The 11,616-nt window shown below is 54.3% G+C and carries 12 protein-coding genes and 4 pseudogenes; 4 read left to right on the forward strand and 12 right to left on the reverse strand.

Features of this window, described 5'->3' with window-relative positions:
* The 11 genes and pseudogenes from B0T39_RS25370 to B0T39_RS24210 form a co-directional block, all read right to left on the reverse strand.
* Nucleotides 1-111 (reverse strand): annotated as a pseudogene (locus B0T39_RS25370) (IS110 family transposase); the annotation flags it as partial.
* Between the two features lie 288 nt (nucleotides 112-399).
* On the reverse strand, nucleotides 400-927 hold the full coding sequence (locus B0T39_RS24165; RefSeq protein WP_081551235.1) for a hypothetical protein: 528 nt from the start codon (nucleotides 925-927) through the stop codon (nucleotides 400-402).
* Nucleotides 924-1,433: a glycoside hydrolase family 108 protein gene (locus B0T39_RS24170; protein ID WP_081551253.1), complete on the reverse strand. Its 510-nt coding sequence runs from the start codon at nucleotides 1,431-1,433 to the stop codon at nucleotides 924-926. Before B0T39_RS24170 ends, B0T39_RS24165 begins: the two co-directional genes overlap by 4 nt.
* Before the next feature lie 21 nt (nucleotides 1,434-1,454).
* Complete coding sequence (locus B0T39_RS24175; RefSeq protein ID WP_176219652.1) at nucleotides 1,455-2,102, reverse strand: helix-turn-helix domain-containing protein; 648 nt, start codon at nucleotides 2,100-2,102, stop codon at nucleotides 1,455-1,457.
* Between the two features lie 546 nt (nucleotides 2,103-2,648).
* Nucleotides 2,649-3,275 (reverse strand): thiol:disulfide interchange protein DsbA/DsbL, encoded by a 627-nt coding sequence (locus tag B0T39_RS24180; protein ID WP_081551237.1) that lies wholly within the window; start codon nucleotides 3,273-3,275, stop codon nucleotides 2,649-2,651.
* 74 nt (nucleotides 3,276-3,349) lie between these two features.
* Nucleotides 3,350-3,682: a hypothetical protein gene (locus B0T39_RS24185; protein ID WP_081551239.1), complete on the reverse strand. Its 333-nt coding sequence runs from the start codon at nucleotides 3,680-3,682 to the stop codon at nucleotides 3,350-3,352.
* A 287-nt stretch (nucleotides 3,683-3,969) separates the two neighbouring features.
* On the reverse strand, nucleotides 3,970-4,281 hold the full coding sequence (locus tag B0T39_RS24190; RefSeq protein WP_043639985.1) for a DUF1484 family protein: 312 nt from the start codon (nucleotides 4,279-4,281) through the stop codon (nucleotides 3,970-3,972).
* An 11-nt stretch (nucleotides 4,282-4,292) separates the two neighbouring features.
* Nucleotides 4,293-5,624 (reverse strand): amidase, encoded by a 1,332-nt coding sequence (locus tag B0T39_RS24195; protein WP_081551241.1) that lies wholly within the window; start codon nucleotides 5,622-5,624, stop codon nucleotides 4,293-4,295.
* Between the two features lie 316 nt (nucleotides 5,625-5,940).
* Complete coding sequence (locus tag B0T39_RS24200; protein ID WP_081551243.1) at nucleotides 5,941-6,270, reverse strand: hypothetical protein; 330 nt, start codon at nucleotides 6,268-6,270, stop codon at nucleotides 5,941-5,943.
* A 484-nt stretch (nucleotides 6,271-6,754) separates the two neighbouring features.
* Nucleotides 6,755-7,468 (reverse strand): 5'-methylthioadenosine/S-adenosylhomocysteine nucleosidase family protein, encoded by a 714-nt coding sequence (locus B0T39_RS24205; RefSeq protein WP_081551245.1) that lies wholly within the window; start codon nucleotides 7,466-7,468, stop codon nucleotides 6,755-6,757.
* A gap of 159 nt (nucleotides 7,469-7,627) precedes the next feature.
* Entirely contained in the window at nucleotides 7,628-7,978 is a 351-nt protein-coding gene (locus B0T39_RS24210; protein WP_081551247.1) for a hypothetical protein, read from the reverse strand.
* A gap of 494 nt (nucleotides 7,979-8,472) precedes the next feature.
* On the opposite strand from B0T39_RS24210, the gene B0T39_RS26590 reads away from it, so the two are divergent.
* Both B0T39_RS26590 and B0T39_RS26330 read left to right on the forward strand, forming a co-directional pair.
* Nucleotides 8,473-8,739, forward strand: coding sequence for a transposase (locus B0T39_RS26590; RefSeq protein WP_081551249.1), 267 nt, complete (start codon nucleotides 8,473-8,475; stop codon nucleotides 8,737-8,739).
* Nucleotides 8,740-8,775: 36 nt separating this feature from the next.
* Entirely contained in the window at nucleotides 8,776-9,390 is a 615-nt protein-coding gene (locus B0T39_RS26330; protein WP_081551251.1) for an IS3 family transposase, read from the forward strand.
* Between the two features lie 102 nt (nucleotides 9,391-9,492).
* On the opposite strand, the pseudogene B0T39_RS24225 reads toward B0T39_RS26330, so the two are convergent.
* A pseudogene (locus B0T39_RS24225) lies at nucleotides 9,493-10,762 on the reverse strand (IS110 family transposase).
* 94 nt (nucleotides 10,763-10,856) lie between these two features.
* On the opposite strand from B0T39_RS24225, the pseudogene B0T39_RS24230 reads away from it, so the two are divergent.
* Both B0T39_RS24230 and B0T39_RS25375 read left to right on the forward strand, forming a co-directional pair.
* A pseudogene (locus B0T39_RS24230) lies at nucleotides 10,857-11,168 on the forward strand (integrase core domain-containing protein); the annotation flags it as partial.
* A gap of 337 nt (nucleotides 11,169-11,505) precedes the next feature.
* Nucleotides 11,506-11,616 (forward strand): annotated as a pseudogene (locus B0T39_RS25375) (IS110 family transposase); the annotation flags it as partial.

Raw genomic sequence — 11,616 nt, forward strand, 5'->3', positions numbered from 1 at the left:
CATCTGCTCGCGACGCAACTGTTTCTTCAGAGCTGTTTTGCCGTGTCCATCTACGCCGTGAAGTTGGAAAACGTTCTTTGCCAAGTCAATGCCGATAGTCGTAATCTTCATGGTGAATGCCCCTTCTATGAGTAGTGGTTTGACACTACCACTCTGGCACATCGATGCCGCCAGGTGGGGGCGTCCATCCCATTAGATCAAGTCTGAACTTCTACATATAAGAAGGCACACCCCACTCTGCACAGGAATCAGAAACACCGGCTGAATTTCCCCACCACACATGGATCCAGCCGATTTCATACCCTATGAGAGCCAGAAGTTTCCACTAACTACCGGCCCGAATCTTGGGGAAGCCTCAATGGCTTAGTTTATCTATAAAATCCAGGTAGTTCAGCTAATTCAGTCCACCTTACTTTTTCTGAACATACCAAACATGCCATCTTTAACCGAGGAAATCCTAGAAGCCCCCAACCAATAGCTTACTGCTGTTAAAAAGCATGTTACAATCTGCCCTGCCAAGTAAAATACCACTTCTTTGGAGTTATCTGGAACCGCAATCAAAACCAGCATGCCCGTGATAGCCGCCACCATAACAGCCAATGTAATGGTCAATGCCGAAGGCATCCAGTGTTCTTGATTGCTTTCTCGCGCATGTCGGATATCTTCCGATTGTATTTTCAGCTCCATCAACTCCAGTGCTCGAAGCGTTTCCAGATGCCTGTTTTGAATATCCCTCAATTTTCCAGCCAGCATTTCCCGCTCTGATATCGCCATCAATGCCTGATTAATAGAATCTGGGTTGGGTTCTGCACCCAGTTCTTGCGCCAAAATAGTGCCAACCGACGCACCGGCAGGGCCTGCCAAAATCCCTCCCAGAATTGGGGCCCCAGCCTGTACAATTTTCTTTGCAACGTCCGACCAATTCATACACCCCCCTTGTTATCATCAACGCCATAGGCCATATTAATGGCCACCCGCCTCATCCAACCCTTTCCAAAAACAGAAAAAGTTGACAAGCCTGTATAGAATTCAATTCTTTCTTTATTGAACTTCAACAACAAATCCATTTCTAAGCAAGCCTTCACCTTCTGCTTAGTCATGTCACCAAATACACCATCATCTTTAATCCCCAATGCTCGCTGAAGCAATTTTGTGGCATTGAGAACACCATGATTGACTGCCGTATCAAAATACTGAAACGACATGACTGGACCAAGAAACTCATAACAGCCGCCATCCCAAAAAGCTGATTTATATATTTCCCTTGCTTGATCCCGCGTCATATCACGCATATTGCCGCTATAACCCTTCGCCCTGGCAAGCATACAGGTCACCCCCCACTTGGTTTCCCCTCCTGGATCTTTAGGATTATTTACATACCCGCCCTCATGCCCAATCACTCTCTCAAAACTTTTCTCAAACATATCCACCATGATCAATCCTTTTTCTTGGCATTAATAATTCACAGGAAGCGATTTACAAACTTTTAACAAATAGCCGCCCTCCATCTCCACATACCCCCCCTCTCTTAGTTGTTTCAAAACAGCATGAATATGCCCTTTAGATAGCCCTGTTCTGTCCGCAACAAATTTCACAAATGGGTTTTTTTTCTGAAAGACATGTGCTGATTGAGAAAACCACTCAATAGCAAATTTTATTTTCTTATAGGAATTGCTATTCAACATCACACTTAAATGACTTGTCACGAGACGATTATGCCAAGCAATATGCTCTGCCACTGCCAATGAAACCTCTGGATTTCCTAGCATCCCCCTGAATTTATCCACGCCGCATTCGTAATACAGCGAATTAGATGCCACTTGCAAACTTAAAGCAGGCTGCTCGCCACCAAATATATTATTCATCCCATACACAGCTCCATGGCTTAAGTGCCCAACGATGCAGGACTCTTGCAAACGAACCACCAAAGACCCTGTCTCAAAAAAAAACACTTTGTCGCAATACATTTCTGAACGTATCTCGTAGCCTGCGGACACCTGCCTACTTAAGCCTTGCTCCTTAATAGCCTTCATTAATACCACCGTAGATTTAACAGGAGGATTGGACCACTCGTCTGGCAGAAAAACTTCACTCTCACACATAGACATATCCCTTGGACATTTTAATTGCTATTTAAATATACAAACTAAAAATACCAAAACAGCACATCCATTGGAATATGAGATCATATTTCTGATCCAGTCATCACAAACCCAAAATAAATCTCTCAGTACTACACCCCCCATGAATCAACAACATGCACCAAGCAAAATCCATACAAAATAATTTTTCACACAAATGACGACCAAAAAAAAACGCTGCCGGGTGCAAAATGCACACAAGCAGCGTTTAATTTAAAATCAGAGCACTCAAGCCCGTTAAATTTTCAATAAATCAAAAAAACCAAAAGCCATAAAAAACTACAGACCATTTAGCCAGAAAGATAAAATCCACATAAAAATTTCTGACAGAAACTCTAATGATAGTGAAGTTTGCAGCATAACCACCTAACAAACCACAGCCTCACCCCACACATGCCACCAGCGCCATCCTGGATGCCAACTTCTTAGCAATTCAAGCTTATATATTTGGCGAACCAGAAGGTATAAAACAGGCAAAAATCGCAATCACCTCTGCAAACAAAATGCCTATAAAACGCCTGTCTTTCTTTGCACCCGTACCTTGCTCAGCAAAGCGTCCAGAACTTCACGTGTCCGCTCCGGCGTGGCCGCGGCAATCGCGTACTTGCCGTCCACCACCAGCATGGGCGTGCTGAAGATCCGGTAATCCTTGGTGAACTTGGCGATAGCCTCCACTTGAGCCTTCACCGCGAAGGAACGGTACACCGCCATGGTCTTGGCGACGTCCACGCCTGGCTGGCGGCGTAGCCATTTCTCAAATTCCGCCTCATTCCCCAAATTGATTTTGTCATGTTGCACCGCGCGGAAGGCCGCGCCATGCAAACGGTCCGAGAGACCGGATACGTTCAAGGTAGCGAACACCCGCGCGTACCCTTCCATCGGCTTGCCCCATACCACGTGCTTGCGCACCACGCGCACATCCGCCGGCTGGGTCTTCAGCCAGGCCGATACCGCAGCGTCCTGAGCATAACAATGCCGGCACGGATAGGAGAAAAACTCCGCCACCTCGATCTGGTCGCCGCTAGATACCGGATGCGGCTTGGGCAGCACCAGATAATCCTTCCCTACCACAACCTGCGCTTGCGCCGCGCCCAGTGCCAGAACAAACCAACACAACAACAGTAACGCTCTCATTCACTACACTCCATTGATTCCGCCGTCGGGCTCCGTCTCAGTGCATGCCTCGCGTTCAAGGGCGGGGTTAACTCTCAGGCCGTGGCCAACAAAGTCGGCACCTCAACCGCCTTGTCCACCTTGTTCAGCTTGATTTCGGATTTGGCCGGCCCACGCAGGCGCTGCAGCTCCTCTTTCAGCAGCTTGATTTCCTCTTGCAACCTATGCCGCATGTCCGCCTCCGCCTTGCGCACGTCCAGGCTCAGCTTTTTCTCCATTTCCGTTGTCAGTTTCTCATCGAGAAACGACTCGTACTTCTTGAACAGCTCATCGCGGTAAACATCCAGCTGCAAGCGCAGCATGAGGTTTTCCTCCTCCATTTCGGCCAATTTGTGCTGGAACTGGGCGGCATTCATATTGAAGTTCATGCGTTCTCCTGGCAGATGGCTCGCAAACGGCGCGATCAGCGCATGCCGACAGGCCGGAGCGGGGTTCCGGTTAAAAAAATATCCCTCTCCACGCAGGGAGAGGGAGGCAAACATGATGGGTTTGCAATAGACACTAGGCAGCTCAACACCGGGGGATCGGCGTGAGACCCTATGCAAAGAACGCCGCATAAGATGGGCAAAGTATGCGCAAACGCTCCGCGAAAAAATATCTGACCAGTACGAAAAGCCGGCGCAGCCACGCTTTATTGCGGGCGCGGAAGCAAGGCTCAAACCAGGCGGTTAAGACCGTTCAAGCCGTGATACAGACGCTGTTGCACCGGTTCCAGCAAAGCCACCGCCTCCTCGCTGCTAAACAGCAAGGGCTCGTCGCGGCGTTGCAGCAAGGTCAGGATGGCTTGCAAGCCGACATGAGCCGAACGAATCTCCATCAAGCCTTGCAACAGGCAAGCGTCCATTTCCGCGCACTGCTCGGCCATCTGCCGGCCAAGCTGAGACAACGCGGTCTGATCCGGCCGGGCCTCGAGCAAGTCCTGATTCAGTTGTTTCAGTTGTTCCATCACGGGCAATTGGTCTTTCATCGCCGCTCTCCTTATGGGTGAGCCAGCGCGTATTCAACGCCGGCGGCGATTTTCAAAATATGGGAGTCGCGGCCATGCAGCCCGCACACGCTCAAACCAATCTGATCCGTCAGCGGCAAGCTCACCGCGCAGCCGTCCAACAGATTGACGACGGCACTGTTGCGCAGAACCAGCCGGTTCAGGCGAGCGTAAACGTCCTCGTTCTCCAACTTCGCCAGCTTGGGCGGCAAAATCGCCACCGTGGGCATCAGCCAGGCGTCGGCCATGGACAAGCGATACGCGGCAGCGGCTTGCAGCTCGCGGCGTTGCTCCACCAGCTCCAGATACCTGACCGCGCTCAGGCCGGCCCCTTGCCGCAAGCGTCGGGCAGTGCGCGGGTCATAGCAAGCGCCGCCCTTGCCCTCCAGCCGCGGGCCGTGCCAGCGCCAGGCCTCCGCCGCCGCCAAGCCGCCTTGGGCCTCCATGTCCTCAATCCGCCCCAACTCCGGAAAATCGAAACGGATGATGCGAGCGCCAGCCTGAGACAAGCGCGCCAGGGCGTCGTCGAAGGCCTGCGCCACGGCGGGGTCCACCTGCTCGGAAAGATAATCGTCAGTCACGTAGAAACGGCGCTTTTTCACATCAGGCGGCAGGCCGCGCGCGTGGGAGGGCGTCCAGCCGCCGCTAAGCACCGCGTCCAGGATGGCGCAGCAAGAAACCGAACGCGCCAGCATCCCGATGGAATCCAGCGACGGCGACAAAGGAAGACAACCCTGCATCGGCACCCGCCGCGCGGTGGGTTTAAAGCCAACCAGGCCGCAAAAAGCGGCGGGGATGCGCGCGGAGCCGCCGGTATCCGCGCCCAGCGCGGCCGCGCTCATACCCAAAGCCACGCTGACCGCCGCGCCGGAGCTGGAGCCGCCCGCCACGCGCTCCGGATCTCCGGGATTGCGCGGCGTGCCGTAGTGCGAATTCAGCCCCAGGCCGGAGCAAGCGAACTCGCTCATATTGGTGCGCCCCAACAATACCGCGCCGGCTGCGCGCAACGTCGCCACCACGGCCGCATCCTGGGCCGCCGGCGGGTTGCGCTTGAACACTACGGAACCGGCCGTGGTGACCTGGCCCTGGATATCAAATAGATCCTTGATCGATACGGGAATGCCGGCCAGCGGGGTGGGATAGAGCCCGGCGGCGTCCATCCGTCGGGCCGTGGCCAGCGCGGCTTTAGCGTTCACCAGGGTGAAAGCCAGTTTGCCGGCTTCCCGGTGGCGGGCGATGGCGTCCAGCGCCTGCTCCGTCAGCGCCACACTGCTGGTATTGCCCAGCAGCAAATCCCTGTGCAATTGCATCACGGTGGGTTTCATGCCGCCTCCCCTTCCTGGGCGAAACAGAAGCGTTGCATGGCCAACGCCTTGCTGTGGCGCGAGGCAAACTCATGACATTGCGACATAAGGCTCTCCTAAAGGCGGTAGGCGATTGAACGCCTAATTGAACTCCTAGATTGAACGCTTAAGAACGTGTTTACGATCTCGCGAGCGAAGGCGAGGCAAGGCGAAAACCGCTGAGAAAGCGGAATGGTCGAGTGGTACATGAGCATTTCGAAACGGTACTCACCATGCCACGTCTCACGACGCGCAGCAGATCGTCAACAGGTTCTGAGGCCGCGAACGGACACCGCGGCTATCGGCAAGTAGCGCGCGCGCCTCCGCCGACGCCTGCATGGAAAGGCAATGGCGCCGTTCCCTGCTGCTCGTCTTGGACAGCGGTGCTGAGTTGTTGCAGGCGGGCGGCGTAGTCATCCAGCACTTCGATGGATAGACGCGCCAATAAGGATTGGTGGGAGCCGGGAATGGACCTGGCCTGGATGGCAGCCAAGGTGGAACGCAATAGAGAAAAGCCGTTCAAGGCCAGCGCGCAAGCATCCAAGGTTTGGGACAGCAGGCGCAGTGGATCTTGCCCGTTGACCGGGGGCGGTTTGGCAAAAGGAAGAAGAGAAAACAGAGGAGTCATTGCAGTCTCCAAGTCAGCTTTGAAAGCCTGCTCGGATACGAGCAGGAGCGTGACAAGGTGGCAAGACCGGTTCTCCGTGATGTCGACCGGCAGCCCCGTAAGGGGCTCCCTGCCACGCCCTGCTCAGATGCAGATGCGTGGCAACAGACGTGCAGCGCCCAAATAGACGCAACATGACTGCGATCACGGAGATTGATAGGCTTGCCTGCCCGGCGCGGCGTTATTTGGCGCAGCGCGAGGCAAAGAGTACTGAGACGGGGGCGGAGCGTCAAGCCGGAGACGGCCGCGCGGGGCAGGATTGAGAGACTTAGAACCGCGAAGAAAACCTCGCAGAGAACCTGAGCCAAGGCGCGCCGACGCAGGCAGTACAAGTCGTACGACAAGGAGGCGCAACGCAGGATCAGGGGTTTTGTTAGCGGATCTTAAGAACCTGTTCAAAGCCCGGCGAACCAGAGCAAGACTTTGAACAAATCCATGGGAGGCCTCAAATGGTGGAGAGCAGCTTCAACACGGCGGTGGATAGCCGCTCCGCGCACAACTCAATGCCCTGCTCGGGCGTGCCCGTATCCCGCCCTTGGCCGTCAATGATGTTGCTGACCGCCCGCAGCACCAGCACCGGCGTAGAACCCAGCCGGCGGGCAGCGCGCATCACGCCAGAGGCCTCCATCTCAATCACGCCGCGGCCCAGTTCCAGCATTGTGGGAAACTTGTCGGCGGGCACCGGAAACTGGTTGCTGCTGAAGATCAACCCCGGCTTCACCCTAGGCAGGGCTTTCAGCTTCTCCAGCCAATAGGAGTCCACATCCCATGCCGTTTCCAGCTGCGCATGCGTATTGCTGTTAAACAGACAGGACTCAAACGGCGTGCCTTTCAGGATGGTGTCGATGCCGTAAAGATCCATCTGCACGACTTGCTTGCCGGCAACGACATCGCCAACCTCCCAGCCATCCCCCACCGCGCCCGAGGACCCCATCAACAAGACCAGATCAATATCTCGCTGCAACAGCACGGCTTGAGTGGTCAAGGCGGCGTCTTCCGTGCCCACGCCGGTTTCGGCCAGGTAAAGCTGGTGGAGATTGTATTGAAGGCTGCGACAGGACAAAGCGCCGAGCATGGGCTCAGGCTTCCACGCGGCGGACAGCTGTTGCGACAGCCGGGCGGATTCGGCGGGGAAGGCCGCCAATAGCAAGATATTCATATAGAGCCCCAAATTAGGTGGTTTAACGGCGAAACCGCTATGGCGAATACGCTAGCGCCTTCCGGCAAGCTGTGCCGCGTCAGGCTCAAGCTGACGGTGCGCCGGCTTGTCCCCCAAGGCCGATGTTGATCAGCGGCTATTGTATTGGCAGACGTCAACCTACCAATGATCTCCAGAGGCTCCGGATAGCATGATGTGCTGAGGAGACTTACGCGCTTCTGTCGGTAATGAGTACGCGCGCCATGGGGCATGCATGGACTTCAAGATATCCTGCTCACACAGACCTGAGGACAGCTGCAAAACAATAGTGGTCATCCCATTGTCCGCCTTAATTCCCTCCACCGAAAAAGCCGCGCTATGCGTAACAATATTTTCAATATCGCCCTGGCTTAAGGTGATGTCGCTGACTTTATGATGACCAATGCTGATACTTAGCTGAATATGCCTGTTTTCATTGGACAAGGCGTTGAGTAAAGAGTCGTCGACAGCGACATGAAATGACTTCAGCATGATATCTATACCTTTGCCTAATAACCTGTTTACGATCTGCTGCGCGTCGGCGATACGGCGTTGAAAACAAGCTCAAAATGCTCATGTACCACTTGTACATTCCGCTTTTTCGCTCGTTTCCGCCTTGTCTCGCCTTAGCTCGCTAGATCGTAAACACGTTCTAAGAGCGTGTTCATGACCTAGCCAGCAAGAGCGAGACAAGCCGAAATCACAACCGACAGGCCTCGCAGCCAGGGATAATGCTAGACGCAACGCTACGCTTAATCTTTCCGGATTTTAATAGGACCAGTACTAAATTAAGACGGCAAAGGATACTTCACATTAATACCGCTTTTTAATTGCACTCACCTGACACCTTCGACTCCGACGTCCCCCCATGTTCAGTAGCAGAGGGTTTTAGAGTCCGGGCTTAATTGACCTCCTCCCGCAAAAACGTAGCGGCGAAAAGTAGAGATTTCTGGCAAATTTAAGCCCATCCGGGCAGGAGGTTTGTCATGAAGAAATCAAAGTTCACCGAAGAGCAGATCGCCTTCGCCTTGCGCCAGGCGGAGTCTGGTACCACCGTCGCCGAGGTTTGCCGCAAGATGGGCGTCTCCGAAGCCACCTTCTACAACAGGAAGAAGAAATACGGCGGCCTGGGCGTCAGCGAGCTGCGCCGCCTGAAACAACAGGAAGAAGAGAACGCCCGTCTCAAGTGCATGGTCGCCGACCTGAGCCTGGACAAGCAGATGCTGCAGGAAGTCATCCAAAAAAAGCTGTGAGGCCGGCCTGCGAACGCGAGCGGCTCAACTTCCTCGGTGCGTACCGCGTCAGTCTACATCGCGCTACAGCCGTTATTCAGTTGCGGCAAGCGACGTATTTATCGTCCCCACCCTCGTAACGATCGAGCGGAGCAGCTGCGAATCCGCGAGATCGCCGCCACGCGTATTCGTTATGGCGCGCGTCGCATCCACGTCCTGCTGCGGCGCGAAGGCTGGCGAATCAATCACAAGAAGACCTACCGGATCTACTGCGAGGAAGGTTTGAACCTGCAGCGCAAGCGGCCCAAACGGCGAGTGGCGGCGGCGCATCGCCACGCTCGGCCCGCCGCCTCCAATTTGAATTCGTGCTGGAGCATGGATTTCGTTGCCGATCAGCTGTTCAACAGCCAGAAAATCCGGGCATTAACTGTAGTTGATAACTTTAGCCGGGAAAGCCTGGCGATCACGGTGGACTTCGCGCTGAAAGCCGAGGATGTTGTCGCGATTGCGGCATGTACAAGCTTTGCGCAGAATACCTCAGTGGATTCAGATCGACAACGAACTAACTGCAAGTGGTTTTCCCATCGTCAGGCAACACTGATCCTCAGACGAGCAATCGTCTGTAAAAACACTTTTCGATGCACACAACGCCCCCGTGCTTCCACCCTTTGACGGGAATCCCGCTGACCATAATGAACATAGGATCCAGCCAGCGGCTGACCCTGACCTAACCTAAAACAGCATAGAAGTCCCGGTGGAAGGCCCAAGCATTATCTACGAGGTCATAGTTGCCTCAACGGCCAGCGCGAGAGAGGTCGATCCACCGGGTAAAGCGTGTTCGAAATAGTCTTGATACAAGGTGCGGGTCTTCAGTAGTCCATAAGCCACCCTCGCCATTTTGGCGGCAACGGCGGTCAGCGCCATCCGTTTCCGATCCGCGTCATGGGGTGCCGATGCAAGATAGCGTTCGTACTTGTCGCGAAACGAGTTCTCGGTCAAGCGCACCGCCACTAAAGCCGCCATCCAGAAAGCGTAACGAAGGCGCGCATTGCCCCGCTTGGAAAGCCGCTCCTTTCCTTTCGACTGCCCCGACGGGGACTTCGCCAAATCCAGGCCACAATATTTGAGGAACTGTCGATGGTGGCCAAAGCGACGGATATCCCCAACCTCAGCCAGAATGATCAGGGCCAAGATGGTTGCGATGCCAGGCAGAGACGACAGGCAACGAAATTCCCAGCGGTCCTGGAGAAGGGCCTGCGCCTGCTGTTCCAAAGTCCGGTGCAGTGCTGCGACATGGGCCATATGCGCTAACTGCTGCCGGAACGTCTGCACGGCCAGCGAATCCTCCAGGATGGGCAAAGCCGAGCTATGTTGCGCCAACGCATACATCTCCAACAGCTTTCCGGTCTTGTTCACCTTGCGGCCCAGCAATGGCCCTGCGGCTTGCACAAATTCGCTTTCATTCAACGTCAGAATGGCCCCTGGCGTGGGAAATCGCTGCAGAAAGGCAATGAACCATTCGGCGCGTGTTGCTTCCCAATAGCGCCATTTCGGGAAAGTAGAGAGGCAGGTAGTGGTTCAGCAGCGTGTCGGCCAGCCACTTGCGGGCCAAGGCGACCTGGTGATAGGTCTTGGACAGCTCCTGCAAGTCATGGTATCCCGTCAGCAAGGGCTCATGGTAAAACTGTGTCAGACCCTGTTTGAGCATTTCCAGAATGACTTGCGCGCCTTTAGGGTCATTCTTATCCCAAGAGTTGAAGCGCGCTTCCCGATAGCGGGCGGCAGCCACCGTCGAAACGGTGACCACGTCAAAGCCGGCAGCTAGCAAGCGCCACGCTAATGTCCGGTGGAAATTACCAGTCGGTTCGAAAGCAATTCGGCACGGCGGCGGCAATGAGGATAGTAACGCAATGAGTCGATCATGCTCACAGGCAGTCGAAGCCATCTTGAAGCGTTGGAGTCGACCTTGCGAGGTTTCAATCAATACTGCATGAAATTGTTTGGCGATATCGATTGCCACCCAGGTTTGCTGGGCGCACATCATGGATTGGGTCAGCCATCTCAAGCTCCTTCATCGGTTCAAGTCGCTCGGAAAAAATGCGGATCTTGACGATGGTTGACCACTATTCTGCAGGTACTCCGGCAAGGAGTTCTGCAGCCGCGCGATGTTGACCTGGGCACAGGCCCGTGGAATTCACATCGAGCCAGGCAAGCCCAATCAGAACGCTTATATCGAATCGTTTAATGGGCGCTTTCGGGATGAGTGCTTGAATGAACACTGGTTCACCAGCCTGCACCAGGCCCAGATCGTCATCGAAGCCTGGTGCAGAGAATACAACAACGAAAGTCCCAAGAAAACACTGGGTGGTTTGACGCCGGCTGCCTATGCCGAATCACTTGCAGAGAAATCAGGTAAATTAAGCCCGGACTCTAAAGCCCTCTGCTACTGAACATGGGGGACGTCGGCACGTCCGTACAAACCTTTATTGATGGCAAACGGGAATGGGGGGAGAAGATAGACAACTTGAATTGATCTGACAGCCAAGTGCCGTCAAAACGGGAGACTGTCATACATGGACGCCCCCGTTTGCCAAGCCATCTTTTTGTTTTAGCGAAGAACTAAGGTGAGATTGCAGCCATACATCCGGACTTTTGACAAGGCCGTCGCCTCTGTCCCTGATGTGTAGAAGTTCCGATTTGATCTAATGGGATGGACGCCCCCACCTGGCGGCATCGATGTGCCAGAGTGGTAGTGTCAAACCACTACTCACAGAAGGGGCATTCACCATGAAGATTACGACTATCGGCATTGACTTGGCAAAGAACGTTTTCCAACTTCACGGCGTAGATGGACACGGCAAAACAGCTCTGAAGAAACAGTTGCGTCGCGAGCAGATG

It is taken from the genome of Chromobacterium haemolyticum (assembly GCF_002081825.1).
GTDB classification, from domain to species: Bacteria; Pseudomonadota; Gammaproteobacteria; order Burkholderiales; family Chromobacteriaceae; genus Chromobacterium; species Chromobacterium fluminis.

What these genes read in the sequence shown, in the direction of transcription:
- B0T39_RS24165 (WP_081551235.1), bottom strand. Translation starts at nt 927, where the DNA reads ATGAATTGGTCGGACGTTGCAAAGAAAATTGTACAGGCTGGGGCCCCA.
- B0T39_RS24170 (WP_081551253.1), bottom strand. Translation starts at nt 1,433, where the DNA reads ATGGTGGATATGTTTGAGAAAAGTTTTGAGAGAGTGATTGGGCATGAG.
- B0T39_RS24175 (WP_176219652.1), bottom strand. Translation starts at nt 2,102, where the DNA reads ATGTGTGAGAGTGAAGTTTTTCTGCCAGACGAGTGGTCCAATCCTCCT.
- B0T39_RS24180 (WP_081551237.1), bottom strand. Translation starts at nt 3,275, where the DNA reads ATGAGAGCGTTACTGTTGTTGTGTTGGTTTGTTCTGGCACTGGGCGCG.
- B0T39_RS24185 (WP_081551239.1), bottom strand. Translation starts at nt 3,682, where the DNA reads ATGAACTTCAATATGAATGCCGCCCAGTTCCAGCACAAATTGGCCGAA.
- B0T39_RS24190 (WP_043639985.1), bottom strand. Translation starts at nt 4,281, where the DNA reads ATGAAAGACCAATTGCCCGTGATGGAACAACTGAAACAACTGAATCAG.
- B0T39_RS24195 (WP_081551241.1), bottom strand. Translation starts at nt 5,624, where the DNA reads ATGAAACCCACCGTGATGCAATTGCACAGGGATTTGCTGCTGGGCAAT.
- B0T39_RS24200 (WP_081551243.1), bottom strand. Translation starts at nt 6,270, where the DNA reads ATGACTCCTCTGTTTTCTCTTCTTCCTTTTGCCAAACCGCCCCCGGTC.
- B0T39_RS24205 (WP_081551245.1), bottom strand. Translation starts at nt 7,468, where the DNA reads ATGAATATCTTGCTATTGGCGGCCTTCCCCGCCGAATCCGCCCGGCTG.
- B0T39_RS24210 (WP_081551247.1), bottom strand. Translation starts at nt 7,978, where the DNA reads ATGCTGAAGTCATTTCATGTCGCTGTCGACGACTCTTTACTCAACGCC.
- B0T39_RS26590 (WP_081551249.1), top strand. Translation starts at nt 8,473, where the DNA reads ATGAAGAAATCAAAGTTCACCGAAGAGCAGATCGCCTTCGCCTTGCGC.